Origin of the sequence: Mesorhizobium sp. M0239, assembly GCF_040321815.1 — a bacterium.
Classification (GTDB): Bacteria; Pseudomonadota; Alphaproteobacteria; order Rhizobiales; family Rhizobiaceae; genus Mesorhizobium.
Window position 1 is genome coordinate 101,672 of sequence record NZ_JAMYSG010000022.1, and the last position, 24,857, is coordinate 126,528.

Below are 24,857 nucleotides of genomic sequence, written 5' to 3' on the forward strand. Positions count from 1 at the left end.
GGGCTCATAGTGTTTCCTCGTCATCGAGATGAGGATTGCCGGATTTGGCGTAGAACACCAACACGGGTCCGAGATCAAAGCGCGTCCCGGGCGCAAGGCGCTGGACGGACCGGGGCCATGTTTCGGTTGAGGCGCCATCGATGCCTCGCGCCAGCGTTCTGGCGAAGCGGGGCATCAGCGGAGCGAGTGTCGGTGCCAGGATCGCAGCGGCCGTCGTCTGAAGGGCTAGCGAAGTCCGATTGCGGGCGGGATAGAAACGTCGCGCCGCCGCAAAGTCTCGCGCCCCGCGGTAGATCACGCAATCGCGCACGAATTCGCAGACCTGAGTGGCCGCGCGCCGAACCGAGAAGCCTTCGTCCGAATAGGCGCGCTCCATCGCAGCGCGATAGATCTCTATGCGAGCAAAGAAGGCGCGGTCGACCGGGCTCCAGTCGCCTGCATCGGGTACACGGCCGGCAAAATCCTGCTTGATTTCCTGGTTCAACGCCTCAAGCCAGTTCAGCCAGATGCTTTGGAACACCTCGTTCTCGGTGCGGCGCAGCGCGTCCAGCGTGAAATCCGTCCGCTCACCTTCCGGGCGTGTCAGGCCCAAATGAAGGCGCACGACGTCGACTGTGTTTGGGCTCAGAACCTCCTTGCCCCAGACCGCATGGCGGCAGCTGGTTGAGAACTTCTTGCCGTCGAGCAGGTAGAACTCGTTGACGTGATAGCGGATGCGTGGCTTCCAGTGGGTGAAGACCTCGGCGTAAAGAGCGGGGTAGAGTAGCGCGTGGTAGAACGAATTGTCGAAGCCGAAGAAATGGACAATCTGCCAGTCGTTGCCGGGCATCTCCGCCTTCCAGTCGCGACCCATCGAGCGGCCGAGCGCCTGGATGTTGTACAGAAAACCGAAGGCCATCTCCGGCCAGACCCAGATTACTTGCCCCGGGAACCCTTCCGCCGGCAGGCCCCAGTCCGAGGGGTGGGTAATGGGCACTGAAAATTTCCCGCGTCGGCGTACGCGTGCGAAGAGATCCAAGATTCGTAGCGGGGCCCCAGACGCCCTTAGATGCCGGTCGACGTTGTCGAAGCATCGATCCAGCGCAAGTTCAGCGCGGCGGACGGAGCCGACCAGCGGCGCCTCGGCAGACTGCCGTGATTGGACTGCACGCAGGTCGTGGCAAAGGTTTGGGGCGCCGCAGTCCTCGCAGATGTTGCCACCCGCGGACCCGCCGCAATCGGGGCAGAGGCCGCTAACATGCGGTTCGTAAAGATAACGGCCTGTCACGGCATCGAAAAGCGCAGGGCTCTGGCGTAGATCTATCGCCGTGCTGCTCAGAAGACTGCGGAAACAGGCGGCTTGAAACTCGCCATAACCGTCATCGCCCATTGTGGCTTGGAAGCTGTGGACCTCACAATCGAGAAGTGCAAGCGTGGCGCGAATCTCGTCGGCGTAGTAGCGCGCCACATTTGCAGGCGTCGATTGATCGGCATCGGCGCGTGTCGCGACGTAGCTCTGGTAATCGTCGCTTCCGGTCAGGTGATAGGCCTCGACTCCTTTCATGCGCAGGAAACGAGTATAGACGTCAGCGCCGAAATAGGGGCCAGAAAGATGCCCCAGATGCAGATCGCCATTTGGCGTTGGCGGCGTGGAGAAGACGAAGATTGGCCCGCGTGGAGCCGTGGTCTTCGCAGCGGCATCAAGGGCGGCCTCGCCGTCTCGCCAGTAGACATCAACGAAATCTAGGTCTTTGTTTCCGTCATTGCGCAGCACATGCGCTTCAAAAGGGTGGAACAGAACGACATCGCCCGCCTCGACCGAGATTTCCCCCCGGTCGGTGGTGACCTTGCCCGCACCAGACAGGACCACGAAGGCCTCGATTTCGTCATGCCGATGGGGCTCGGATGTGACGCCGGGCCCAACCTTTCCGAATGAAAACCCCGTGCGAGCGCTGCCCGTTCCAAGCGTGGCCGTGTCGATACCAAACGCCCGCGACAGTTCCGTTCGAGAAAACGTGTATTTGCGCATGACAACCAACCTAAGCTGTTGAAGCAGTGGGACCTTCGGCTGCCAACGCAACAGCCTCCCGTGCAATTCGTGGAGAGAAACGGCAGCCCGACCCGTTGGCGGCCCGGCCAGGATAGTGCAGCTCTGGACCGGGAAGCGGGCAACCAAGGGGGGCACTAGTCGGGCTGTAGGCGCACAGAAGACCGCCTGCGCCCACCTCCGCAATTTGCCAAAGCGTCGTAACTGGCTGCGGTCGATGCTCCGCGAGCCCGCAAATCAGACGTCCATACCGTCCGCGCATTTTTGAGCGGTCGATCAGTTTCGTGTGCATGCCTCCGCCTGGCTGCGTGAGCTCAATCGCGATAGAAGATGCCATTTGGGGGCTTGAGATTGTCGAGATCGGCGACTTTGCCCTCGGGCGGGTTAAGGGCGCGCTTAAGCACGTTATATTCAGCGCGGGTCGGCCCGCCGGTTGAAGCACGCTGGAACACCAAGTAGAGTGTCCGCCGAGAACGATTGCTTTTGTTCGGTCGTGAGTAGTGCGGTGCGTAATCGTCGAAGATGAAGATGTCGCCAGACTTCCATACTACGGGTTCCCAGGAGAACTTTTCGGCAACTTGAGGGTCGATCACCCCACCGGCATCCATGGGAAACACCCCCTTCTTGTGGTTGCCGGGGCTGAAAAAAAGCCCGGCGTTTTCCTCGTCGGAGTCGTCGATGCCTATGGCAACCACCGCATGGACCATCCGATCCGGGAGTTTGTGTGGAATGTGATAAATGTCCTGATGCGGGAGATAGCCGCCGCTGTCGGGGTAGTGGAAAATCAGCAACTCCTTGAGCCTGCGCGAAGCTTCGCCAAGCAATTCCTCGACCGCTGACTTTATGCGCTGATCTTCTAAGAGCAAACGACGCAATGGATCATGGAAGTCGAGAAAATTCTCCATCTTGGAGGTGATCTTTCGATTATCCGTCGTCTTCTCGAACCACATGAGCCATTTATCATCGCTGACGGCCCAGCGTGATATATCTTCGACAAAGGTAGAGATATCTTCCTGAGCCGCTGGATCGAAGAACCTTTCGAGCCTGACGTATCCGTCCTTCTGCCACTTTTCTCTTTGTGCATCAGTCAACATGCGAAAAGCCTCCTGTTGGAAAGACTGGTTTGGTTGGACATGCCAATTAGGGCGGTCGGGCGCTGATCAAGTTGCGGGTCCACGGAGACGGACTCACGTGATGAGGGAGGCGATGCTAAGTGCGTTCCGCTCCGGCGGATATTGTCCGCAGAAGCTCGGCGCGAGACCGCCTATGTCAGGCTCAGCCGGGTCTAGGGGTTCCGTAAACTGGGCCGGATCAATCGCTTCACCCGGTTCAACCACGACACGCATCGCCAAAGGCCGGCACCATCCGCTACCTGCCGACCCAGCCATGGCCGCCAAGACCACGGCGGTCTTTCGAGTGAGCGACTTGGTACGGCCTTGGCAACCGTAGGGGAAATGCACGCCCCCAGAGTGATGCGATGCGCCGCTTGGTCGAAGGGCTTGGTCGGTCACGATGATATCGGAGAAGCCTCCGGGGTTCGCCGCAGCGCAGGCGGGCATCATTCCTAGGATGCCACCGCCGATGATCAAAAGCATACGAGTCATATTCCACTGCCCATTTCTTCGGCTGCGTGGTCGGGCCAGCTCTCGATCGAGGTATGAGTGATGAAGCCAGGATGCTCGGGGTTCGCGCATGGCGCGCGCCCAAGTAGGCTATCGAGGATGCGACGCGCGCGCCAGGCCAGCAAGCTTAGGTTCGGATCGGCCAGGCCGCGCTGCCCGAGGCTCGCATTTTGTACGAAGATGCGTCTGTCACACGGTCCGTCCCAGCTCACCGAAAAATCCTCGCGAATAGCTAATTCATTGTCGATCTGCTCCAAGCGGCCCATGATCGGTTCCAACAAGCTTGGGACCGCGTTCTCGTAACCGGTGGCCAGGATGACGATGTCAGCCGTGACTTCTTCGACCTCGTCCATGCCATGCTGCAGGGTCAGCCTGTGACCCGGTCCGGTGTTGATGCAGTGCGAGACGGTGCAGCCCGGCCGCAGTGTGATGTCGCATCGGTTTGGCTCGAAAAATGCATGGCGGTACAGCGCCTGATAGATCGCGCGCAACGTGCTTTCCGAAATGCCGTCCGAAGCAAGCACGAAACGCCGCAGGAGCAGCTTACGCTGCGACTCGCTCATCGCCGCGAAGCGATCCGAAAAGCAGGGCATGAACAACTCGTTTGTGAAGGGGCTGTTGTCCAGAGGCAGATAGTTTTCGCGCCGCGAGACCCAAGTGATCGAGGCAGGCCGCCGTTCGTTCGGCAGGCCGACAAGATGCAACATCACCTCGGCTCCCGACTGGCCTCCGCCGACCACGCAGACATGCTTTCTCCGCACCTCAGGGTGGATGTGCAGTAAAACCGATGAGTGGAACAGGTTGCGTCCAATCCAGCCCTGAAATTGAGGCGGAATTTGCGCCTGCTTGCCAATGCCGACCACAACGTTTCTGGCGCCGAGAACCGCCTTATCGGTCCGCACCTGAAACTCGCCGTCAAAGCGGATTTCGCGCACTGTCTCGCCGCCGCGCACAAGTGGGTTCCTGTGGAAGACCCAGTTCAGGTATTGTTCGAACTCCACTCTGAGCACGGCTTCGAACTGTGCGTTCAGGAAGTGATACAGACGCCCGTTCTCGTGCAGGAAGTTTACGAAAGTGTAGGCTGATCGCGGATTCACTAGAGTGACCAGGTCCTTGAAGTGGCTGACCTGGAGCTCCGAGGAATCGAATGCGATGCCTGGATGCCAGCGGAAGTCGACCTGCCGATCCAGGAACACTGCCCCTTTCCCAACTTGCTCGTGTATCTGACACGCAAGGCTCAAATTGGACGGGCCAGCACCGATCCCAACGCAAGATGACTCCACCTGCTTCCTCCTATAGCGTCTTCCCACTAGGCGGCTTGTTCGGGCGAATATCGGCCATCGCCATTAGCCTCCGCTCACGGACTTCGAGCCCCAGTCCCGACCGGGCTTGCGAGAATTTGTCCTGCGCGCTCGGGTCTTCGCATGTAGACCCGCGCATTCCAGCGCGGTGACATTCGACGGGTCATGCCGGCGACGTGGGGCAACGACGTTTGTCCTTTCCGCCCGTCTGGATGCCCCCCTCGCCGTCACGCCAGGAGCTTTCCAGGCCCACTAAGGTGTTTGGAGCCGGCGCAATCGCCTGTCTCGACCATGACGCACCGGCCTTTCGGCGGCTTGATGGCAGGCGAGAGCGCGGTTTCCACTGCGGCGACGGCATTTTCGGTGCGCATGATCATGACCACGTCTCGCTGATGCGTTCGCAGAGTCCCATGCATGAGCCGTGCCAGAGAAGGAAAATCTTATTAAACAATGGGTTGGCGGATTTACGATCCTGTCGGAAATCCGACATGGGGGGACGCCTCACGGCGGCGCCCGATTTGCACGTCGGTATCGCCTTTTTCCGAATAGCTAATCGGGCACCTCCTGCCCCAGAATACTTCTCTTATGGAGACCAGCACGAAGTCTTCATGAACGATAGTGCAGAACTGGTGTTTCTGCCGGACAGGTCGCGATGTGCCTTCGCCCATCGAGGTCGGCAGTTGCACGAGCTGCCAGAGGCTCGATCCCGACATCCTCGGAGGCCGCGATCATGAAGAGTGACGCAATCTCATGTCCGCCGAGACGCGTCATGGGGAAGCAATTCTCTACGTTGGTGTCGGATCGATGCTCTTGATGAGATGGTTGCGAATTGGCGCATGCCCAGGCCTGAGCGCATCAATGATTGCGCGATCTGGGACCTTCACCAACTGGATTGTCGAATCTCCGTAAAGAGTAAGCGGTCAGCCGATAACGTCAGGCCTAAAGTTCCAAGGCATGAGCATTTCGATTTCGGATGCCGGCCAGCCTTGAGCGATGCGGGTCAAGGTCTGCGAGAGCCAGTCGAGCGGATCGACGCTGTTCATTTTGCAGGTTTGCAGCAAGGTGGCTACCGTCGCCCAGGTTCGTCCACCGCCGTGGCTGCCGGCGAATAGACTATTCTTTCGCCTGATCGTCTGGGGCCTGATTGCACGCTCGACGATATTGGAGTCGATCTCGATGCGACCGTCCATCAGAAAGCGTTCCAGCGCCTCCCGCCGGGTGAGCGCGTAGCGGATCGCCTCAGCGGTCTTGGATTTTCCGGAGACCTTGCCCAGTTCCGCTTCCCATAGATCGAAGAGGCTCGCGACAATGGCCACGGACTTTTCCTGACGGAGCGCGGCGCGGCTTCCGGCATCCTTGCCGCGAACCTCGTCCTCGACCTTCCACAATTCGGTCATGGCGATGATCGTTACCGTCGCGGCCTGTGAGACCCCGCTGATGTGCAGGTCGTAGAATTTGCGCCGCAGGTGAGCCCAGCACCCGGCGAGCCGGATTGATTCATTGCTGCCGGCCCGTGCCTTGACCAGGTTGGTATAGGCCGAGTAGCCATCCACTTGCAGGATACCGCTGAACCCGGCGAGGTGGCGCGCCACGCAATCTGCGCCTCTGCTGTCCTCAAAACGATAGGCAACCATTGGCGGACTGGTTCCGCCATAGGGTCGATCATCCCGTGCGTAGGCCCATAGCCAGGCTTTCGTGGTTTTCCCGGAACCGGGGGCAAGGGTGGGCAAGGTCGTCTCGTCGGCGAAGACCCTTTCGCCCTCCTTCACACGCTCGAGGATGTAATCGGCGAGCATCTGCAACTCGAAGCCCAGATGCCCCATCCACTGCGCCATCAGCGACCGGCTGATCTCGACACCGTCGCGCAGATAGATCGTCTCCTGCCGGTAAAGCGGAAGGCCGTCGGCGTATTTCGACACGGCGATGTAGGCGAGCAGCCGCTCCGTCGGCAGGCCGCTTTCAACGATGTGCGCCGACGCCAGAGCCTGGACCACGCCGTCACGGCCCCGGAAAGCGTATTTGGGACGGCGCGTGACGATGACCCGGAACTTCGGCGGCACGACGTCCAGCCGCTCGGATCGGTCCTCGCCGATCAGAACCTTTTCCAGCCCCTCGCAGTCGCCAGGGATTTCCGGCTCGATAACTTCCTCGATGCGTTCGAGGTGGGCAGCAAACCCTTGCGCGGACGCGGGGCGCGCTTCGGCTTGTTTCCGACCGCGCGGTCGAGTTCGCTCCGGATTTCAGAAAGGCCGGTCTCGACCTCTTCGAAGGCAAAGGAGGCCTGCTCGTCGTCGATGGCCAGGCGTAGCCGCTCGGAACGCGTGCCATGTTGCGTGCGCTGTAAAACTTTCAGGATCGACGTGAGATTGGCGATCCGCTCGTTGGCGCTCCTCTCGACGGCCTTCAGCCGGGCGACCTCCGCCTCGGATGCTGCGATCCGAGCTTCGGCGACTGCGATCCGGGCCTGACTCGCAGCCTGCTCGCGAGCCATGGAAAGGATCATCGCCTTCAGCGCATCAACGTCGTCGGGAAGGGCAAGACCCGGTAGAACCATGGCAAGCAACAGAGCACAAAAACAGCCGCTTTCCCAACCGTTCCAGCCGCATGATTCATCTTGCCGCAGGCCGGTTTCAGCCCGTCGATAACGGCCGCCTGACCCTGGCCGGACGGATCTTTTTCCAGTCTAACCCGGCCAGAAGCGCCATCAGCTGGGCGTGGTCGAGACGCATGCGCGCGGCCGATATCGCAGACCAGCAGAAGCTGTGATCTTCCAGAGTCTTCGAATAAAGACAAACCCCGCTGCCGTCCCACCACACGATGCGAACCCGGTCCGCACGCTTCGAGCGGAACACGTGAAGCGCCCCCGAGAACGGGTCCAGGCCGCCATCCCTGACCAGCGCCATCAAAGATGCCGCGCCCTTGCGGAAGTCGACAGGCTGGCACGACACGTAAACCACCACACCGGAAGCGATCATGCCTTGCGAACCGCGCGGATGATTCTCGCCAGGCGATCGGGATCAACATCGCCGCCGGCGCGCACTACGGCATCGCCAATGACGATTTCCACCATGTCGCTGCCCATTGCTTCAAAGCGCGTGAACTTCGCCGGCTTGCTCGCTCCCTCGTCAGTGGCGCAACCATGCCCGACGAAAGCGCCTTGCGGCGCCATGCATAGAGCTGCGAGGGGTCCAGCCCCTCGGAACGCGCAACTGCCGACACATTACCCCCTGGCGAGAAGGCTTCGGCGACAAGCCGTGCCTTCTCTTCGTCCGACCGATGGCGCGGCTTGCGTCGGGACGGCACAGGCTCCGCCGTCAAAATCTCGAATGTTCGATGATGGCTCATACTGTCGCTCACAGGATTCTCCGCATGATTCATGCTGAAAATGAGCGATCAACCGCCTGCACGCTACGTGGGGATGCCTACGCGCTTACCGTAAAGATTGCCGGAAGGGAATTGCATTATGACCACTCTGCCGGTTCCAAAAGCACGTGCGCCATTCGGTCCCTGCGACTCAATCCAGGCGGAGGTATGAGTCCGCAAAGCAGTCTTTTGCGGGCCGGCCGGTGGGTCAGGATGGAGCCATCGTAAACGCAGTTATTCGATGATCGCCGCCGCGGAGTCCTCAGGTTGTGCCGCGCCCGACACCGGCGACGTAGTGGTCGTCGATCGCCCCGTCGCCGATGTCGGTCGGAAGCTCGGCCAGTTTCGCGGTGAGCTTCACTGCTTATTCCGCAGTGCCCATCGAGCTCGCACAGGAGGTTCTATCAGGTGGTCACGGCTGCACTCGTTGTCAGGTCTTCGACAAAGTCGGACATGAGACACACCGCAATCCAGAGCCACGCCATTGTTTTAAAATGATTTTCTCGTTTGGCACGACACGTGCAGGCTATCCGCAAACCCGCTGCGGCAAGGACTGAGGGGAAATCATGAGCAAGCTCGCCGAACATGCGCTCGCAGCCGCGAAAACTGGGCCTTTCCGAGCTGACAGGACGTCGCGGCTGTTTTCCAGTCGACATCATTCTTCACGTTATCCGGACATGACCATATTCGATTTCCGCCCAACGCTGAATGCCCCAGACGATGATCCCTATCTTTGGCTCGAAGATGTAGAAGGAGAACGGACACTTGCCTGGGCCGCCAGCCAGCGGGCCAGGACCCTGGGGCACTTCGGTGGAACACAGTTCGATCGCGACCGCGACGCCCTGACAGCGATCTCGACCGTCCCTGAGAAGGTTCCCGTGATCAGCGCCGCGGTCAGTGCCTCGACAACTTCTGACAAGATGCCGGAATTCCGCGCGCACTGTGGCGCCGGGACCACGCTTGCCGCTATCCGCCGATCCTGCTCTCCACCACGAAGCGGGCGTGCGTTCACCCGGGCCACGCGCGTAAGACGGCCGCAAAGCTGCAGGCCTTTGGTTATCCCGCCTACTTCTAAGTGAGTACAGGTCGGTGATTGCGAGCACGGCGCAAATGATGCGTGCGCGGTCCCACGCAAACTGCGCATGAGCGCCGCGGCAATCCCAAGTAATTCGAGCAGGACTTTTCGTAGTTCAGTCCACATTTCTGAAGAGCAAGGAGAAAGTATCATGGCGAGAAACCAAATGCGCGCCGCGCGGGGAGTAACAGCGGCCGTTGTCCTCATCGTGATGGGACAGCAGGCAGTCGCGGCGGACCTTGCGCAAGCGGCGAGCGTCCCGCAGGCAGGAGCCTCGGTCACGGAAGCGCCAAGCCCTTGGCAGATCCGCCTGCGTGCGTTGGGGGTCGTCACTCAGGATTCGGGCTACGTCAATGCAGTGCCCGGCTCCGATCTTTCTTATTCAAACACGGTGACGCCGGAACTCGATATCTCCTATTTCTTCACGGACAACATCGCCACGGAGCTCATACTCGGCACCACCTACGCCAACATCGACGGCCAAGGAACGATCGGCGGGCTTGGTAAGATCGGCAAGGTTTGGCTGCTGCCGCCTACGCTCACATTGCAGTATCATTTTACCGATCTCGGCGCTTTCAAGCCCTACGTCGGGGCCGGCGTGAACTACACGATATTCTATAACCAGGATGCCGGCAGCGCCAATTCTCTCAAGGTTAAGAACACGTTCGGCACCGCGCTGCAGGTCGGATTCGACTACATGGTGGATCAGCATTGGGGCGTCAACTTCGATGTGAAGAAGCTTTTCCTCAAGCCAGACTTCGACGTCACGGTCGACGGCGCGAAGCTGACGGGGAAGGCTGCGCTCGATCCATGGTTGATAGGCGCAGGCGTCACCTACCGTTTCTGATACCAAGGCGACGCGGCTTGCTGACAGCCGATCTGAAATCAAGGGCGCCTCGTGCGCCCTTATACCCCTCGAAGGCCGTGACGCTCAGGACAGGTGAGATTGGAGAGACGTGTCTTCACTTCCAGTGCAGCAACACTCAGCGGCAGCACCAACAAGCTCGATCCGATTGGGTTCGGCTCGCCGGTTGATAGTGAAGATTGGCTCAGCACTGATCGGCGATCCAGAAACCGGAGAAATACGCGGTTCTTGGCTTGAAACACTACTACAGGATGTCGTCCGATTTTTCGCACGCGGGCAGCAGGTGATCATCGTCACATCTGGTGCTGTCGCGGTCGGCTCAAGTCACTTCAACCATCTGGACAGATCTCTGCGAGTTGAGGAGAAACAAACGGCCGGCGCTATCGATCAGGTTCAACTCATGCGTGCCTATGACAGAGTTTAAAACGCCATAGTTTTGGTGTTGGGCAAATACTATTGACCCGCGAAGATATAGATGATCAGCATCGCCGCCGCAATGCGGTTTCAACCCTTCAACGACTTCTCAAAGTTGGCGCCGTACCCATTATCAACGAGAACGACACGACCGGAACGGCGGTCGCACGCACTCGGACATGCCGGCGCCGGGCCAAATCCAGATGCATGGAAGGTTGCTTGTGTCGCGACTTTTACGAGCAAGATTGACTGACGGCAGCGCCCGATCCAAGTATCTGCGGCTGCGGGTGGCGCGCATGTTTCAGGGGCTTCGGTTCAAAGTCGTCGTCGCACATCAACGGTCGGCCCACACCTTGAAATCGAGTCATTCCTCGGATGCAACTCCAGTCCGCGGTGAGTTGAGTTTTCCGCGGCGCACACCGAGTTCGCACAGGGAACCGACAGGCGGTCACGGTAGGACTCGGTGTCGGATCTTCGACGATGTCGGATGATTTGAGGACCTCTCCCTTGGTCTCGTGACATTCCGCATCGAGCGACCCGAGGTGAATAGTCCCCTTGGTGGGCAAGGTGTCCAGCGCTCGGCGCGTCCATTCCTGGCGGTCGGGGGTGAACATCTCGAAACGCGGATCGAGGTTAACGAGGTAGGGGAAAATGAGCTTCCCGTTATTCCAGAAGAATGACTGCAGGGAGCGCCTGTCGCCTGGTTCAAAGAGGATGGCAAAACTGCGCTCGCCGGCGATAAAGGAGGAAAGCGAGATGCCGATCAGCGCGTCCGCGGGGTGGGGCACCAACCGGGAAATCGTTTAGAACAACCGATCAGAGCGCTGGGTATCATGTCCGACATCGTCGATGATCTCACAATGAGAGCAACTGTAGGGCCGCCAAGGCGCCAGATGGCGCACAACCACCGGATTATATGGCGCCGATTTCCGCGGACCAGTCGAGCTGCCAAGTCGAGGAATGACTCGAGTTCAAGTTGTGGGGGGCCGGCCGTTGATGCGCGACGAAGACTTTGAACCGAAGCCCCGCAAAATGCGCGTCACCCGCGGCCGGAAATACCTCGATCGCTGCCGTCAGCCAATCTTGCTTGTGGTTGGGAAAGTCGCGGCAAGGGAACCTTCCATGGCACCGGGATCGGGCGCGGTGCCGGCGTCTGCAGCGAGCTTGCGTCGCGTGACCGCTTCGCCGCCTTCCAGCCGCGCCTCGTCATCAAGTCCCGTGTCGTCAAGCTGGATGGAAAGGGACTTCAGTTGGCGCGCGCTCATCTGCGCCATATCCAGCGCGCTGGCATTCGATAGCAAGCCCAGGGGAACTTTATGATCCGAGGATGGCACGACCAGCGACCGCCATCAGTTCAGCTTCATCTTTTCGGCCGAGGGACGGTGACCGATACCGGGATCTGGGCGTTTCGAGCGGAGGCCGGTCGCGACAGCCTCGTCCGCCCGGGCAAGGAAATGTTCGAGCAAGTGGAGTGTGTGTCTGAGCAGCGCAAGGCGCTGACGACGCGCATAGTTTGCAAAAGCTGACGCCTCACGAGCGCGCGACGAGGATCCGCCGGACGGAACCGGCTGTGAAAGGGCAGACCGCTATATTTTATATGCGGCTCGGGTAATCAGGCTTGATGCACGGCTAGCCAAGTCAATACCCAGTCGGCGGTGGTATTAAAGCGGATGTCATAGGATTCGCCCGCAGGTAATTCCCTGCAAAGGGTTTGTGTTAGGTGCAGCCGCAAGCATCCGTTCGCAGGGGGCGTCCGTAGTTCAGCACAGTCGAACCCAAAAAAGCGCCGCACCACCGGGTAGAGTCCTTTGAAAAGTGTCTCCTTTGCCGAAAAGAGCAGCGTTGCCAGCCGATCTGGAGGGAGCGCCGTCTGTCGTGCAATCAAGGCACGTTCACGCTGGTTAGCCGTCATGCTCAGGATCGATTCCAGCGCGTGGCCGCTGGCTATTGCCTCGATGTCGACACCGGCTTGCCAGCCTGGATCGCCTTTGGCGAAACAGGCGCAATGCCCCCGCGCATGGGTGATTGAACCAACTGAGCCATTTGGCCAGACTGGGGCGCGGTCGGGACCGATGGGAATCTCAGTAGTAAGTTGGCCCAGCGCCTGCAACGCCGCGTCCGCCATCGCGCGACCGGCTAGAAATTCGGCACGGCGTAACGGTAGTGCCGTGCACAAGCTGGGAGGGAAGGCCAAGGCGAGCTTATGAAACAGATCTTCCGTGTAGCACTCGAAATCCAACCGGCCATGCACAAGAACCGCATCGACGTATCCCGTGTCGTGGAAGGTCACGTCTTTAAGAAATCCAAGCGAACGGGCAGAAAGAGCAATAAGGTGCCTGACGGCTGAGGCGCGCATGCTGGAGGCCGCGCTCACCGACACAGGGCCCAGCCTAGACCCCATAGCCGTAGACAAACGCAAGGTTCTCCTTCGGCTCGGGAAAGCTCAGTTTTCGCGGTGGCGACCGCATGTTTGGCGAGCGTGATCATGGATGATTTCTCCTCAGTCTGTGCCGCAGCGCGTTTGGGGATAGCCCGAGCATGGGTCGTGCCAACTAGGGCCTTTCAGAACAGTGCGATCATTCCGATGGTACTGTTTTCGGCTCAGGACCCGATCACGCCGCGGAAGCTTCTCCTAGAGCCTCAATGCCGCGGCGCCTCTCGGCGCTCCAGTAATCCTGAAGGGCAACCCGGACAATTTCGACGCATCCGGGCTGGTGGTGACGCGCCACGAGGCAGTCTCGACCGATGGTGAGATGATCCCCTATACGCAGGTCGGTCCGGCGAACGGGAACGGGGATGCCCCGGTTCACCTCACCGCCTACGGGGGGTACGGCAAGTCGGTCCCGCCCCGCCAGGCGCTGTCTGCACTCTTGGCCCGATGTTAAGCTATCATCTGGCGTCGACATCTTTCAGATGTGTTTGCAACTGCGCGTATTTCTTGAGCATAAGCGCGAACAGCTCCCGCCGCCAATCCGGCAGCGTCCCATCTGCTAAGATACGCTCGAGCAGCGGTTCGATCTGCACATTCTTTGGCGGCGATCAGCCCATATTCTGTCGGATAGTTGCGGATCGCATTGGCGAGTGGCGTCCGATTGCGGATCAGCTTGTTGGGCAGGTCAACCAGCAGCAATGCCGGCTGGTTGTCGTCTATCTTGACTGTATGAAGCGGCGCATGGTCGGAATTCTACGTCCTCGCATGCGCGATCGGGGTGCGCCGTCATCTTGATTGAAAAAGACCCGGTCTCCGCGAAAGCCTCAGGCCTGTTTGTCGGGCCGAATGAGTTCCATGTGGCTCATGCCGAGGGCTGTGCCAACTCGTAAATCGGGACGATCGTCGGATTTCTGCGGCCTTTCTCAAAACCGCTTATGTACTGCTGACTGAAGCCGGAGGTCTCGGCAAGCTGCTCCTGCGTCAGATGGTTCTTCTGCCTGAACCTCTGCACATTCCGCGGGCGGCTGCGCGGAACCGATTTATCGGAGATAGGACAGCGGTGCTACACTCTGAACCGAATGCGCCGATCGCGGACGAGGTCCCTGTTGAGGGCTCTTCTTGAGCAATCCAAGCGCAACGCCATCTACAGGTCACGAGAGCGACGCATTTGTGCCAGAAGCTCGCAAGGATCGATATCGAGAGCCTCGGTAACGTCGAGAAACTCAATTACGTCCAGCCGACGTTCACCACCCTCGTACTTGGCCACGAAGGATTGTGGGCGGCCCAGCATATCAGCAACCTGGGTCTGGGTGACCCCTTTGGTTATGCGCGCCGCAATCAGCCGTTTTAGCAGCCGGCGCTGGCGAGCTGATCGAAGGGATTTCGGCATCAGACGAACCGGCCAAGAAAGAACCGGCTCACCGACTAATCCCAGTTTCGGATTATCCCATTTTAGGATATTGTGCCGTGCGCGGGCGCGGAATAGGTCTTAAGCGAGACGTGAATGGAGGACAGATTGCTCCAACCTGCTGTTGCCGATGAGGTCCCCTGGGCCGAGAGCCTGACCGCTTATGACAATGAGCACTTCAGGATCTATCTGAGACTCATAGACGCATGCGCCGGCAATGTCAGCGAAGAAGAGATGGCGCAGGCGATATTGGGCATTGATTCAGTGCGAGAGCCAGCTCGCGCCCAAAAGGCGGTTCGCAGCCATCTCGCGCGCGCCCACTGGCTGGTGATCGCGGGGTACAAAGAACTGTTCGCTGGCCAAGAGGCCTGAGGGTGACGATCGCTATAGAAGAAACCGCTTATACCCGCCGTTCATAAGCGAGCGCCCGCGTCTGACTGCACGGCGGACGCTGTCGCGAAGATGGTCACCGGGGTCGGCCCAGTCCTGCTCGACGCGGGCTCTGCCGAAGAGGGCAAGGCCGATTTCGCGGTGTGGTGCGCCAGCGATGGAGCCGTCGAGCGCACGCAAGACGCGGCGCAACCGCGAGCAACGGGGCTCGGTCGGAAAGAATCCTGGTTGCAGCCTGCCGGTCCAACAGAGGCTGTTCAGACATTCCAAGGCGTTCAGGCGTTGCTTCAGTTCCTCTGGCGACCAAAGGACGGAGGATGTGAATCGCACAGCATCGAGGATGCTGACGCCTGAGGCAGCCAGCTGCAAGCTCCTGCCACTGTCCTCGACAAGGACGTGCTGATGCCCATCCCGCGTGACGAGTATGGAGATGCGGCAGGAGTGCGCGGCGAGATCGAGCACGTCGACCCCGCGCGGCCGCGCCGCCATTTCGGCAGCAACCGGTAAAACATGCGGACATTGCCAGGGGCACCAAAAGACGCTCGCATCAGTTCCTTTCGAGCTTGCAAAACAGAAGGCCCCACCGCGAGAGATCAACAGTGTTCGACGGCAGGCTGATAATATCCACGGACCGGGGGTTCGTGCGTTCGGCACCGAGCAGCGCGTTCGCCAGATCCTTCTGGAAGTCCGGATTGCGCCGGAGGAATTCCCAGGCCCAGCCTCGGCTGGTCAGCCGCTCGACATAGCCATAGTCATCATCATCTTGCCTGTCCGGCCAGGCAGGGCCAGGTATTATTTCGTCCATTGCATCGTTTCCAAGAAAGGGTTGGATTCCAGGCTCAGGCGATCTTCATGACCGGTGTCCACAGTACCGGGCCCTTGAGTCCGCCATTGCGATGGAGGGCTTCCAAGCTGTCTGTTGAGACGTCGAGATATCCGGCAACGGCGCGCGTGTTGCCTATTCTTTGCGGATCGGACAGCCGTTCGAGTGGCCAGCCGGCGCGACGCAAGATCCGCTCTATGCGCAGATCCGTTACCGTAACGATGCTGCGCAGACCACGTGACAACCCAAACTCGACCATCGCGGCAAACAGCTCGTAGGTGCCAATAGCGATGCCCGCCTGTTTCGGCGCGGAAGGCGGCAGATCAAGCGCAAAACGGCTGCTTTCCCAAACCCGCGGATCTTCCGGCGCCGAACGGTCTGCAAGGAGAGCGCAGAAGCTGTCGCGCAACATCGTCGGTCCGGTGGTCGGCAACAGGCGCACGCAACCGTCGATGCGCCCGGTGGGCGCACGCAGCAACAGGTAGTGGGGACGAAGCGCGTCGAACGGATCGACCTCATAGCCGCCGCTGAACGAAACGTCCCAATCAAGTCGATCCCTGAAGACGCGATACCGCAAGCGGTGCATCTGCTCGAGCTCGTCGCTGAACTCAGCGTAGCAATCCGGCGTGATCAACTGCATCATGATGGCCTTTCTCCCTCGCATGGATAACACCTGCGATTGAAGGCAAAGGCCGGAGTTGATACAACCTGTGTATGTGCCCAGGTTTCGGAGATCAGGTGAAGAGAGATGGCCGGGATAGTGCAAGCCGAACAGCTGCCTGAATAGCCGTCTTCACGCCAAGCTTCTTCCTGGCGTTATCCCGATGATAGGCTGCGGTGTGCCGACTGATTCCCAGGATGCGGCCGATCTCCCACGCCGTCTTTCCGCGAGCGGCCCACTTCAGACACTCGATTTCCCTTCGAGATAGGGTGACGCCATCCACGATCCTGCCGTCGGCCAGCTTGCGACAGGCATGAAGATGGAAGAAGATCGCGATGAGCTGCAGCACGCGGTCATATCGGTTAATCAGGCGGAAGAACAGTGGTCGCCTTTCATCGGAGGCGAAGGTCAGTGCTGCAAAAGTACCGGTGCTGTCATGGATCGGGATCGTGAAGCCGCAGTGAATGCCAAATTGCGTCGCCTCATCCATCAGTTGTCGCTGCTGCGTCGATAGTTCGAGATCAGCACCGTGCGCATCCCAGTTGAATGGTTCCTGAGCACCACGCGCCTGATGGATAACCGGGTCAATCTTTTCATACCGACTGTGAAGGTAATGAGATGTCCAGGATTGAGGGTAGGTGGAAATCAGGCGCACCTTGCGGCCCTTGCCAGAAGAAGGGAAAAGATAGGCGAAAGACGGCAAATCGAGCGAAGAGGCAATCTCGCCCAGAGCGTTGCGCAGGTCAGTCGCGTCAGCGCTGTCTGCGATCTGCCCTACAAATCTATGAAAAGCGTCTTGCATAGCTAAACTGCAGTGAGTTCTGGCCCCCACCAGGAGCCAAGACGGGCGGGCGAATGCGGAGCCATTCTGGGTTGAAGGCCCGGCCGGAGACTGAGCTCCGTGCCGGGCCGTGCGCCTTGGGAGGGCGATACGTGCTTCGACGGCGCTGTTATCGACGTCGAGACCTCATTCCAGCGCCATCTGTTAGCAGGGTGACAGTTGTCCTCTTGGGTTTGCACTTCATTGCGGTCGGGGTGTCTTTTTTGCGTGCGGCTTGAGACTGCTCCATGGAGGAGCTCAGCCTCACGGTACATTGCGGTCTGTCGTCTGTCAGAGCGTCGCCTCTACATTCTTGCAGCAGCTCACGTGAGCGTCTTCGGACGCGAAGGCGGCACTGTGTTTTTCGAGATTGGCGTCGCATTTCGGCATCGGCTCGCACACCCTCCATGCAAGTTGCCTTAAAACGGAGCGGATTGTTGCGCCCCCTGCTCATGATGCCACAGGGCTGCCGCACGTGAATATCCGGCGATCCGAGTTGAAGGCGTCATCTCACGCCAGATCATATCGCGCCTTCCACCTTCAGCGCACGATAGGTCGTATCGACTGATTTCGCAGTCGCATCGACGATGATGTCGATCTCTTTTCGGGTAATGATCAGAGGTGGGGCAAAGCCAAGAATATCCCCATGCGGCATGGCGCGGCCTATGACGCGATTTTCAAACAAAGCAGCGGCGACCCGCACGCCGACCTGAAGTCCGGGTTCAAATGGCACCCGGCCCTTCGGATCCCCCATCAGCTCCACGGCGGCTAAAATGCCGATGCCGCGAACCTCGCCGACAATGGGATGTCCTTCCAGTTCGGCTTTCATGCGGGCTTGCCAATAGGGTCCGACGTCCCGAACATGTTCCAGGATGTTTCTTTCCTTTAGCAATTTAATGTTGGCAAGCGCGGCGGCAGCGCAAAGCGTGTGACCGGAATATGTCCAGCCATGGCCGAGTGGGCCGTGCTTTTCCGTTCCTTGTTCCAACACCGACCAGACGCGGTCGCCGATGATTGACCCGGAGATAGGCAGGTAGGCTGAACTCAGGCCCTTGGCGATCGTTACGAAATCCGGGCGCATGCCATAGAGGTGGGAACCAAATTTTTCACCGGTTCGCGCGAAGCCGCAGACTACTTCATCGGCGATAAAAAGGATATCGTACTTATCAAGCACCCCTTGAATTGCGGTCCAGTATCCCTTTGGGGGTGGAACGATGCCCCCGGTCCCAAGTACCGGCTCTCCGATGAAAGCTGCAACGGTCTCCGAGCCTTCAGCGAGGATGAGAGCTTCAAGTTCGTTGGCACAGCGCCTGGAGAACGCTTCCTCGCTTTCGCCATCCTGCGCCTGGCGGTAATGGTGGGGCGCCGTCGTATGGCGCACCAGATTCAGAGGCAGGTCGAAGAAATCGTGAAAGAAGGGAAGGCCTGTCAGGCTGCCGGTGACCAGCCCGGATCCGTGATATCCGCGATGCCGCGAGATGATCTTCTTCTTTTCTGGGCGGCCGAGGATGTTGTTGTAGTACCAGACCAGCTTGATGTTGGTTTCGTTGGCGTCGGAGCCGGAAAGGCCGAAGTAGACCCGTCGCATGTTCTGTCCGAAATATTCGACCACCTCCTCTGCCAGGAGGGCGACTGGCGCGGTGCCTTGGCTCGCATAGACATGGGCAAACGGCAACTCGTGCGCTTGCCGGGCGATAGCCTCGGCAATCTCCGTGCATCCATATCCCATATTGACGCAGTAGAGCCCGCCGAAACCGTCAAGGCTCTTTCGGCCTTCCGTATCCCAGATGTAGACGCCTTGTGCGCCGGCCATGATCCGGTTTGGCGTTTCGCCGCGACTGTGCTTGGCTAAGTGCGTGGACGGATGAAAGACGAAGCTTCGGTCCTTCTTCCGCAGTTGCTCGGTTCCCAGATTGCTCAAACGCATTGTCCCTCTCCTCGCGCACCAGTCGGCTGGGAACACTCGGTCAGCCGCCTCTTTAGCAATCAACATAACGGCAAACACCTCTTAAGTTTCACGGAAATTTACGTCTTTGGCCGACGAATTCGCGGAATCGGCACCAATCGCCGTGGAAACCAAGGCTTCTTGAGTTTACCGTTGTCGTAGTGCGGACAAGGGGATCGGTGAATTGGATTTCACTGGTTTTGTCACGACTTGCTCGATACCCAAGCCTGCCTGCAGCAATTCCTCCATGCTGCTGGACCGCTTCAACCGACGCAAGCGTGCTGTCACCGGAAGGTGGCATATCGATGAACCCCACAAGGTCCGCGGACGACGGACATATCTCTACCGTGCCATTGATAGTGTTGGTCGAATTCCGTCTCAGCGAGCATCGGGATCCGCCGGCGGCCAAGCATTTTTTTCAGGAAGGCACTCGAGCGGGATGGTCGACAGATTTCGTTATCGGCGGAAGTCAGACCAATCGAGAGGCGATTGTTTCCTGCGATGCCAGCCTCGATTGTCGGATCGCTCCAGACGCAAGCCGCCGCCGATCCGCATCCTTTAAAGCCAGTACCTGAACAATTGCATCGAGCAGGATCTCGGAGGATCAAGCGTCGGATCCGACCAATGAAACAACAGGCGAGGTTCGCCATCAACCCGAATCCGTCCGGCGGAGCAGTTCGAATTCATCGCTGCATGAGCCCCCCGCCTTCTGGAGCTTCTTCGACCTGACGGAAATTGCAACGAAACCGTCCCGCGACAACGCCGCTACGCACCGCGAGCTTGGACATCTTTTTTCGGTTGCCCGGCGACAGCGAACTGATCAACCAGGTCGATAGCATCAATTTTGCGTCAAGATCGGTGCACGGCGCTCGGTAATTCGGTTTGTAAGCTCCTGTAGGCATTGTAGTCGCCAGAGGGGGGGTGAACAACTCTACTCTGTCGAGGAGCAGGCGCTATGCACCCCCCCTTCGGGATCTGACTGTCGCCGCTGCGGCCCACAGACTTGTTCGTTCGTTCGGGGCAAAAAGCAGTCCTGATGGTGGAAACAAGCAGATTGATTCCGGCGACCAATTCTTCATCCGGGACCGTCAGCGGTGGCATTATCTTTATCACCTCGTCGGATGGCCCGCATAGCTCAACAATCAGTTTCTGCTTGTAGGTTTCCGCTTTCACCTGAGCAGCCAACTTGCTGTCGATGACGTCAAGCCCAAGCATCAAGCCTCTCCCTTTCACGTGGAAGCCGAAAGGGATGGCGAATTCAGACAAGATCTTGTTGGCAATTCTGCCCTTGCGACCGATCTCATGCTCAAAGTGTTCATCGCGCCAATACTCTCGAAGAGCAGCCGTAGCAGTGACGAACCCGTGGTTATTCCCGCGAAACGTTCCATTGTGTTCACCAGGGCGCCAAAGATCGATGTAGGGAGCCAGCAAGACAAGAGACATTGGCAACCCGAACCCCGAAATTGACTTCGCCAACAGCACCATGTCGGGACGAATATCGAAGGCCTCGAACGCGAAAAATGGTCCTGTGCGACCACAGCCTGTTTGAATTTCGTCGACGATTAGGATCGCACCATGGTGTCGGGCAACCTGCTCGATGCTTTTGACCCAGCGGCGCGTCGGCACATTGATCCCTCCTTCGCCCTGCACCATCTCGAGGATGATTGCTGCCGGTTTGTCTATTCCGCCGGATGGATCCCTTAGCAGCTTCCGGAGCAATTCGGCCGTATCGCAGTTTGCGCCGAGATAGCCATCGTACATCGCACGATGAACACCGTGGAGCATGGAAGCTGACGCTCTTCGGTGGTAAGAATTTCCCGTGAGGGCTAGCGCACCAAGCGAACAGCCATGAAAAGCGTTCGTAAAGGCGATAATATTGGTGCGACCGGTAACCTTGCGTGCGAGCTTGACTGTGGCCTCGACAGCATTGGCACCGGTGGGACCGGAGAACTGAATGCGATATTCAAGCGATCTTGGGCGCAAAATCAAGTCTTCGAAGGTGTCGATAAACTCCTGTTTGGCTCCTGTTCGGAGGTCGAGCCCGAGAGCGATGCCGTCGCTAGCGATATAGTGATGCCGTCGCTAGCGATATAGTCTTGTAGGGCAGACTGCATCACCGGGTCATTATGTCCGTAGTTTAATGATCCGCAGCCGGCTAGAAAGTCGAGGTATTTGTCACCGTTTTGGGCAATCAGATAACTGCCCTTCGCTTCGGTAAACATTGCTGGGTAGGAGCGACAGTAACTCCGAACTTCCGATTCAATGCCTTCCTTCATCCGAGGTCTCCGTAATAAGTCCTGAGCCAAATTCCATAAAATCTCACGAAAGTTGAAACAAAATTACGGCGTATCTCCGGTCTAGATCTGTCCAATACTTTAGTTGCTTAAAACGGTACCGGCCGAACATCTCACTAAAGGTATTTATCTCAACTTTTCTCATGATCTCCGTCCTAATCATCTCCCCTTTTTTGAGTTGAAAGGAGAATTCCAGCTTGTCGAGATTGATTAATTGATCACGCATAGCCTCCAAGTGGCTCTCCATGCGATGCAGCGACTTATTATGAAATGCCACATGTCGAAACTGGAATAGATCAAAATCTCCACCGAAGCGCCAGTTCAAATGTTGCAGAACACATAAGTTGGTCAGAATAGCGCTTTGATTGTTGTATGCCGCCTCCAGAATTTCCGTTTCTTTATCCAAATCTATCCCGACCAAAAAATAATCGCCAGGCGACAAGGCGGAGCGAGCCGATAGGAGGAGACTATCCAACTCGTCGTCATGCATGTTCCCAATCGTGCTGCCGAGGCAAAATAAAAGCTTTGGACTAATGAGGCTTTTGATCTCTGCGAGTCCGGTTTGGTAAGTCCCGACGATGCCTAAGAAGTTCAACTCCGACGACACTGAGAGAATGTTTTCAGCCGCTCTCTCCAAAATCGAGCGATTGATGTCGACGGCAGCGTAAGAGGTCAGGCCATGCGTCCCCACATAGGCATCAATCAACAGAGTTGTTTTCTCGGCGTTCCCAGATCCTAGCTCAACAAGAGAGACAGGACCTGTGATTCCGGCAATCGTCTTTGCGAGCTCGGTCAGTATCCATCTTTCTGTTCTGAACAGGTAATATGTTTTCTCGCCACAGAGCCTTTCAAATAACAGTGACCCTGTGTCATCGTAGTAATATATGGAGTTCACGTGGCGTGGCGATCCCGACAGGGACGCAACCAATAAGTCTCCCTTGAATAATGTCTCATCGGGAACATCCGCGCCAATGATGTTATATTTATATTCGGCGGTCACTTCGGCTGTGCCGAGTTCGTTTTGCATCATTAGAGATAGCTCCACTTAATAAAGGTGTACTGGCGATAGGTAAGGGCATGTGCATTTCACGTTGCCAATGGCATCGACACCAGTCGGCAGCTCCCGCCGTTCACGAAAGAAGGAGCTTCAAGAGTCGTGCCAATCGTGACGGAGAGTGTTAGAAATTCTTTTCTGAGGTTAGTTCAATGACTTAAACGGGAGTGCAAGCAGGCAGCCACGCCGAAACTTGGGTCGCGGAGTCGACAGACCCGACAGTAGGTGTCGGTTGCCCGGTGTTTCCCCGGAATGGCGGGTTCTGTTGCAAAACTTTTCGGTTACGCCTGGGATGGCATTGACCTCCGTTTCCCGGAGAGTGATGCTGATGTTCAAAGGCCGCCATTTCGGCCAATCCGTCATCGTCTTTGGGTTCGTTGGTGTCTGGCCTGTGGCGTGAGCCTGCTGATGTTCGAGAAATGATGGACCGAGCGCGGCATCGGTGTCGATCATTCGACCATTCGACGATCCATCGCTGGGTCGTTCACTACTCACCCTTGCTGCTGGACCGCTTCAACCGACGCAAGCGTGCTGTCACCGGAAGGTGGCATATCGATGAACCCCACATCAAGGTCCGCGGACGACGGACATATCTCTACCGTGCCATTGATAGTGTTGGTCGAATTCCGTCTCAGCGAGCATCGGGATCCGCCGGCGGCCAAGCATTTTTTTCAGGAAGGCACTCGAGCGGCATGGTCGACCAGATTTCGTTATCGGCGGAAGTCAGACCAATCGAGAGGCGATTGTTTTCCTGCGATGCCAGCCATCGATTGTCGGATCGCTCCAGACGCAAGCTGCCGCCGATCCGCATCCTTTAAAGCCAGTACCTGAACAATTGCATCGAGCAGGATCTCGGAGGATCAAACGTCGGATCCGACCAATGGCTCGGCTTCAAGTTACCTGCTAGAGCTAACTCCGTTCTGTCCGGCATCGAGATGGTTCACATGAAACAACAGGCGAGGTTCGCCATCAACCCGAATCCGTCCGGCGGAGCAGTTCGAATTCCTCGCTGCATGAGCCCACCGCCTTCTGGAGCTTCTTCGACCTGACGGAAATTGCAACGAAACTAACCGATTGGCGAGGCGCTCACGATTGGCCTGACTACCTCGAAACTGACGAAACGACATCACGCACACGAAGTGTCCGTCCGTCTTTGGCAGCTCGAGTTACAACGTACGTGTAGTACTTTTCGACATGAAGCTCGGGAGAGAGAAATTTCTCCAAGATACCATTGTACCTATCCATGCCGGCAATGACCAACTTCATATGGTAGTCAAATGGGCCAGCTACTTCATAGCACTCGATTATTTCCGGAATACTCTGCGCAAGTCGCTCAAAATCCTTGTATGCGCCTCGATTATGCCGGAAAAGAATTACGTGAGCTAAAACGATTTGAATATTCTGTAGCTTTTCAATAGCTATTTCCGCCGTGTAGCGGCGAATTACTCCGGCTTTCTCAAGATTCTTCACCCGCTGCCAACAGGGCGAAACAGAGATACCGACCAAGTCGGCGAGGCTTTTAACTGGAAGTCTCCCGTTTTCCTGGAGCACATCAAGAATCCGGTAGTCGATGCGATCGAGCTTGCTCATCTCGCCATCTGTATTCGACCGTGATGCCTGACGCAACGTGATGTCGATCTTGCTCGCGGATTGCCCGGGATGGACGGGGAGTAAAAATGGTTCCGTTGCAATTTCCGTCAGGTCGAAGAAGCTCCAGAAGGCGGTGGGGTCATGCAGCGAGGAATTCGAACTGCTCCGCCGGACGGATTCGGGTTGGTGGCGAACCTCGCTTGTTGTTTCCGCGTCATGTGAACCATCGTACCCATCCGCGGAATCTTTCGATTACCCACATCGTCGGCTTATCCAATGGAGATGCCGAAGGCGATGTCGTGCAAGCGGATCATGCCGCGCCAGACGACCATGTTGCCGGGAGGCGGATCATGTTTGCGGGCGAGATAGCCGCCAAGCATGGCGATTTGCAGCAGGTAAGCGGCGAGCGTGGGCCGTTGGAGGCGTGGTCGCGTTCGGGACGCGTCGATCCGGTCGAGCGCAGTGATCTCGGCGAAGGTGAGAACGCTGTCGGGCGCGGCGTCTGGCTTGGCGCGCGCCGACATAGTGACGAAGAATATGCGCCAGCTGACCACCGCGATGAGAGCGAGGAACTTCGCCAGCCTCTCTGCGGTCTCGAGCCTCGCCTCCTCGGCACGGCAGCCGGACTTCATGACCTTAAGGGACACCTCCGCCTTCCAGCGCAGGGCGTACCAGCCCAGCTTCTCGACTGCTGCGGAGAGATCGTCGACCGGCAAGTTGGTCACCAGCTTCCAGTCGATCGGCTCGCGGCCGGGCGGCGGATCCTCTTCGAGGG

The 24,857-nt window shown here is 58.2% G+C and carries 23 protein-coding genes and 8 pseudogenes; 6 read left to right on the forward strand and 25 right to left on the reverse strand.

The window, feature by feature from the left end; translation table 11 throughout:
* Positions 1 to 4: 4 nt before the first annotated feature.
* The 8 genes and pseudogenes from NKI99_RS22735 to NKI99_RS22770 form a co-directional block, all read right to left on the reverse strand.
* Positions 5 to 2,008 carry a class I tRNA ligase family protein gene (locus tag NKI99_RS22735; RefSeq protein ID WP_352612048.1) on the reverse strand — a complete coding sequence of 668 codons (2,004 nt, stop codon included), beginning with the start codon at positions 2,006 to 2,008 and terminating at the stop codon, positions 5 to 7.
* Between the two features lie 332 nt (positions 2,009 to 2,340).
* Positions 2,341 to 3,120 (reverse strand): phytanoyl-CoA dioxygenase family protein, encoded by a 780-nt coding sequence (locus NKI99_RS22740; RefSeq protein ID WP_352612049.1) that lies wholly within the window; start codon positions 3,118 to 3,120, stop codon positions 2,341 to 2,343.
* 506 nt (positions 3,121 to 3,626) lie between these two features.
* Positions 3,627 to 4,958 (reverse strand): lysine N(6)-hydroxylase/L-ornithine N(5)-oxygenase family protein, encoded by a 1,332-nt coding sequence (locus NKI99_RS22745; protein WP_352612051.1) that lies wholly within the window; start codon positions 4,956 to 4,958, stop codon positions 3,627 to 3,629.
* A gap of 218 nt (positions 4,959 to 5,176) precedes the next feature.
* Positions 5,177 to 5,326, reverse strand: a complete 150-nt coding sequence (locus tag NKI99_RS22750; protein ID WP_352612053.1) for an iron-sulfur cluster assembly accessory protein — start codon at positions 5,324 to 5,326, stop codon at positions 5,177 to 5,179.
* Positions 5,327 to 5,869: 543 nt separating this feature from the next.
* Positions 5,870 to 7,503: pseudogene (gene tnpC, locus NKI99_RS22755) on the reverse strand (IS66 family transposase).
* A gap of 76 nt (positions 7,504 to 7,579) precedes the next feature.
* The gene (tnpB, locus tag NKI99_RS22760) at positions 7,580 to 7,924 is read right to left on the reverse strand and encodes an IS66 family insertion sequence element accessory protein TnpB (RefSeq protein ID WP_023693549.1); all 345 of its coding nucleotides are present in this window, start codon (positions 7,922 to 7,924) and stop codon (positions 7,580 to 7,582) included.
* On the reverse strand, positions 7,921 to 8,118 hold the full coding sequence (locus tag NKI99_RS22765) for a hypothetical protein (protein ID WP_352612094.1): 198 nt from the start codon (positions 8,116 to 8,118) through the stop codon (positions 7,921 to 7,923). The genes tnpB and NKI99_RS22765 overlap by 4 nt, the downstream gene beginning before the upstream one ends.
* 14 nt (positions 8,119 to 8,132) lie before the next feature.
* A pseudogene (locus tag NKI99_RS22770) lies at positions 8,133 to 8,327 on the reverse strand (transposase); the annotation flags it as partial.
* 551 nt (positions 8,328 to 8,878) lie between these two features.
* On the opposite strand from NKI99_RS22770, the gene NKI99_RS22775 reads away from it, so the two are divergent.
* The 3 genes from NKI99_RS22775 to NKI99_RS22785 all read left to right on the forward strand — a co-directional run bounded on the left by NKI99_RS22775 (position 8,879) and on the right by NKI99_RS22785 (position 10,676).
* Positions 8,879 to 9,391, forward strand: coding sequence for a hypothetical protein (locus NKI99_RS22775; protein ID WP_352612055.1), 513 nt, complete (start codon positions 8,879 to 8,881; stop codon positions 9,389 to 9,391).
* Positions 9,392 to 9,553: 162 nt separating this feature from the next.
* Positions 9,554 to 10,234, forward strand: a complete 681-nt coding sequence (locus tag NKI99_RS22780; protein WP_352612088.1) for an OmpW/AlkL family protein — start codon at positions 9,554 to 9,556, stop codon at positions 10,232 to 10,234.
* Positions 10,235 to 10,343: 109 nt separating this feature from the next.
* Positions 10,344 to 10,676, forward strand: coding sequence for an amino acid kinase family protein (locus NKI99_RS22785; RefSeq protein WP_352612057.1), 333 nt, complete (start codon positions 10,344 to 10,346; stop codon positions 10,674 to 10,676).
* Positions 10,677 to 10,899: 223 nt separating this feature from the next.
* Here the strand turns inward: NKI99_RS22785 and NKI99_RS22790 are convergent, their stop codons facing one another.
* From NKI99_RS22790 to NKI99_RS22815, 6 genes and pseudogenes are all read right to left on the reverse strand, one after another.
* The gene (locus NKI99_RS22790) at positions 10,900 to 11,457 is read right to left on the reverse strand and encodes a hypothetical protein (protein ID WP_352612059.1); all 558 of its coding nucleotides are present in this window, start codon (positions 11,455 to 11,457) and stop codon (positions 10,900 to 10,902) included.
* A 282-nt stretch (positions 11,458 to 11,739) separates the two neighbouring features.
* Complete coding sequence (locus NKI99_RS22795) at positions 11,740 to 11,931, reverse strand: hypothetical protein (RefSeq protein WP_352612061.1); 192 nt, start codon at positions 11,929 to 11,931, stop codon at positions 11,740 to 11,742.
* A 347-nt stretch (positions 11,932 to 12,278) separates the two neighbouring features.
* Entirely contained in the window at positions 12,279 to 13,022 is a 744-nt protein-coding gene (locus NKI99_RS22800) for a 4'-phosphopantetheinyl transferase family protein (RefSeq protein WP_352612063.1), read from the reverse strand.
* A gap of 536 nt (positions 13,023 to 13,558) precedes the next feature.
* Positions 13,559 to 13,823: pseudogene (locus tag NKI99_RS22805) on the reverse strand (IS110 family transposase); the annotation flags it as partial.
* A 98-nt stretch (positions 13,824 to 13,921) separates the two neighbouring features.
* Positions 13,922 to 14,148, reverse strand: a pseudogene (locus tag NKI99_RS22810) (helix-turn-helix domain-containing protein).
* Between the two features lie 93 nt (positions 14,149 to 14,241).
* Positions 14,242 to 14,487: a helix-turn-helix domain-containing protein gene (locus NKI99_RS22815; RefSeq protein ID WP_352612065.1), complete on the reverse strand. Its 246-nt coding sequence runs from the start codon at positions 14,485 to 14,487 to the stop codon at positions 14,242 to 14,244.
* Positions 14,488 to 14,601: 114 nt separating this feature from the next.
* Here NKI99_RS22815 and NKI99_RS22820 point away from each other — a divergent pair, with 114 nt between their 5' ends.
* Positions 14,602 to 14,877 (forward strand): DNA -binding domain-containing protein, encoded by a 276-nt coding sequence (locus NKI99_RS22820; protein WP_352612067.1) that lies wholly within the window; start codon positions 14,602 to 14,604, stop codon positions 14,875 to 14,877.
* Between the two features lie 12 nt (positions 14,878 to 14,889).
* On the opposite strand, the gene NKI99_RS22825 is transcribed toward NKI99_RS22820, so the two are convergent.
* From NKI99_RS22825 to NKI99_RS22850, 6 genes and pseudogenes are all read right to left on the reverse strand, one after another.
* Positions 14,890 to 15,225: a DUF2285 domain-containing protein gene (locus NKI99_RS22825; protein WP_352612090.1), complete on the reverse strand. Its 336-nt coding sequence runs from the start codon at positions 15,223 to 15,225 to the stop codon at positions 14,890 to 14,892.
* 217 nt (positions 15,226 to 15,442) lie between these two features.
* The gene (locus tag NKI99_RS22830; protein ID WP_352612069.1) at positions 15,443 to 15,700 is read right to left on the reverse strand and encodes a transcriptional regulator domain-containing protein; all 258 of its coding nucleotides are present in this window, start codon (positions 15,698 to 15,700) and stop codon (positions 15,443 to 15,445) included.
* A gap of 34 nt (positions 15,701 to 15,734) precedes the next feature.
* Positions 15,735 to 16,361, reverse strand: a complete 627-nt coding sequence (locus NKI99_RS22835) for an acyl-homoserine-lactone synthase (protein WP_352612071.1) — start codon at positions 16,359 to 16,361, stop codon at positions 15,735 to 15,737.
* Positions 16,362 to 16,452: 91 nt separating this feature from the next.
* A complete protein-coding gene (locus tag NKI99_RS22840) occupies positions 16,453 to 17,181 on the reverse strand; it encodes a LuxR family transcriptional regulator (protein ID WP_352612073.1) in 729 nt (242 codons plus the stop codon).
* A 538-nt stretch (positions 17,182 to 17,719) separates the two neighbouring features.
* Positions 17,720 to 19,126 (reverse strand): aminotransferase, encoded by a 1,407-nt coding sequence (locus tag NKI99_RS22845; protein ID WP_352612075.1) that lies wholly within the window; start codon positions 19,124 to 19,126, stop codon positions 17,720 to 17,722.
* A 165-nt stretch (positions 19,127 to 19,291) separates the two neighbouring features.
* Positions 19,292 to 19,393: pseudogene (locus tag NKI99_RS22850) on the reverse strand (Lrp/AsnC family transcriptional regulator); the annotation flags it as partial.
* Here NKI99_RS22850 and NKI99_RS22855 point away from each other — a divergent pair.
* A pseudogene (locus NKI99_RS22855) lies at positions 19,386 to 19,841 on the forward strand (DDE-type integrase/transposase/recombinase); the annotation flags it as partial. The pseudogenes NKI99_RS22850 and NKI99_RS22855 sit on opposite strands and share 8 nt — an antisense overlap.
* 152 nt (positions 19,842 to 19,993) lie before the next feature.
* Here the strand turns inward: NKI99_RS22855 and NKI99_RS22860 are convergent.
* From NKI99_RS22860 to NKI99_RS22870, 3 genes are read right to left on the reverse strand one after another with little or no spacing between them, the layout of a single operon-like run.
* Positions 19,994 to 21,211, reverse strand: coding sequence for a diaminobutyrate--2-oxoglutarate transaminase (locus NKI99_RS22860; RefSeq protein WP_352612092.1), 1,218 nt, complete (start codon positions 21,209 to 21,211; stop codon positions 19,994 to 19,996).
* Entirely contained in the window at positions 21,130 to 21,420 is a 291-nt protein-coding gene (locus tag NKI99_RS22865; RefSeq protein WP_352612077.1) for an aminotransferase class III-fold pyridoxal phosphate-dependent enzyme, read from the reverse strand. Before NKI99_RS22865 ends, NKI99_RS22860 begins: the two co-directional genes overlap by 82 nt.
* A 43-nt stretch (positions 21,421 to 21,463) precedes the next feature.
* Entirely contained in the window at positions 21,464 to 22,468 is a 1,005-nt protein-coding gene (locus tag NKI99_RS22870; protein WP_352612079.1) for an L-histidine N(alpha)-methyltransferase, read from the reverse strand.
* 352 nt (positions 22,469 to 22,820) lie between these two features.
* Here NKI99_RS22870 and NKI99_RS22875 point away from each other — a divergent pair.
* Positions 22,821 to 23,509: pseudogene (locus NKI99_RS22875) on the forward strand (IS6 family transposase).
* A gap of 84 nt (positions 23,510 to 23,593) precedes the next feature.
* On the opposite strand, the gene NKI99_RS22880 reads toward NKI99_RS22875, so the two are convergent.
* Together NKI99_RS22880 and NKI99_RS22885 are read right to left on the reverse strand one after the other, a co-directional pair.
* Positions 23,594 to 24,082, reverse strand: coding sequence for an Lrp/AsnC family transcriptional regulator (locus NKI99_RS22880; RefSeq protein WP_352612081.1), 489 nt, complete (start codon positions 24,080 to 24,082; stop codon positions 23,594 to 23,596).
* 269 nt (positions 24,083 to 24,351) lie between these two features.
* Positions 24,352 to 24,857: pseudogene (locus NKI99_RS22885) on the reverse strand (IS4 family transposase); the annotation flags it as partial.

Excerpts from the sequence above, each read along its gene's own strand:
- NKI99_RS22765 (WP_352612094.1), bottom strand. The coding sequence starts at position 8,118 with ATGGCGCCGCAAGGCGCTTTCGTCGGGCATGGTTGCGCCACTGACGAG.
- NKI99_RS22830 (WP_352612069.1), bottom strand. The coding sequence starts at position 15,700 with ATGGACGAAATAATACCTGGCCCTGCCTGGCCGGACAGGCAAGATGAT.
- NKI99_RS22840 (WP_352612073.1), bottom strand. The coding sequence starts at position 17,181 with ATGCAAGACGCTTTTCATAGATTTGTAGGGCAGATCGCAGACAGCGCT.
- NKI99_RS22835 (WP_352612071.1), bottom strand. The coding sequence starts at position 16,361 with ATGATGCAGTTGATCACGCCGGATTGCTACGCTGAGTTCAGCGACGAG.
- NKI99_RS22800 (WP_352612063.1), bottom strand. The coding sequence starts at position 13,022 with ATGCGCGCCTCAGCCGTCAGGCACCTTATTGCTCTTTCTGCCCGTTCG.
- NKI99_RS22750 (WP_352612053.1), bottom strand. The coding sequence starts at position 5,326 with ATGATCATGCGCACCGAAAATGCCGTCGCCGCAGTGGAAACCGCGCTC.
- NKI99_RS22780 (WP_352612088.1), top strand. The coding sequence starts at position 9,554 with ATGCGCGCCGCGCGGGGAGTAACAGCGGCCGTTGTCCTCATCGTGATG.
- NKI99_RS22845 (WP_352612075.1), bottom strand. The coding sequence starts at position 19,126 with ATGCGTTTGAGCAATCTGGGAACCGAGCAACTGCGGAAGAAGGACCGA.
- NKI99_RS22815 (WP_352612065.1), bottom strand. The coding sequence starts at position 14,487 with ATGCCGAAATCCCTTCGATCAGCTCGCCAGCGCCGGCTGCTAAAACGG.
- NKI99_RS22795 (WP_352612061.1), bottom strand. The coding sequence starts at position 11,931 with ATGAGCGCGCGCCAACTGAAGTCCCTTTCCATCCAGCTTGACGACACG.
- tnpB (WP_023693549.1), bottom strand. The coding sequence starts at position 7,924 with ATGATCGCTTCCGGTGTGGTGGTTTACGTGTCGTGCCAGCCTGTCGAC.
- NKI99_RS22880 (WP_352612081.1), bottom strand. The coding sequence starts at position 24,082 with ATGAGCAAGCTCGATCGCATCGACTACCGGATTCTTGATGTGCTCCAG.
- NKI99_RS22870 (WP_352612079.1), bottom strand. The coding sequence starts at position 22,468 with ATGATGCAAAACGAACTCGGCACAGCCGAAGTGACCGCCGAATATAAA.
- NKI99_RS22865 (WP_352612077.1), bottom strand. The coding sequence starts at position 21,420 with ATGAAGGAAGGCATTGAATCGGAAGTTCGGAGTTACTGTCGCTCCTAC.
- NKI99_RS22735 (WP_352612048.1), bottom strand. The coding sequence starts at position 2,008 with ATGCGCAAATACACGTTTTCTCGAACGGAACTGTCGCGGGCGTTTGGT.
- NKI99_RS22820 (WP_352612067.1), top strand. The coding sequence starts at position 14,602 with ATGGAGGACAGATTGCTCCAACCTGCTGTTGCCGATGAGGTCCCCTGG.
- NKI99_RS22775 (WP_352612055.1), top strand. The coding sequence starts at position 8,879 with ATGAGCAAGCTCGCCGAACATGCGCTCGCAGCCGCGAAAACTGGGCCT.
- NKI99_RS22740 (WP_352612049.1), bottom strand. The coding sequence starts at position 3,120 with ATGTTGACTGATGCACAAAGAGAAAAGTGGCAGAAGGACGGATACGTC.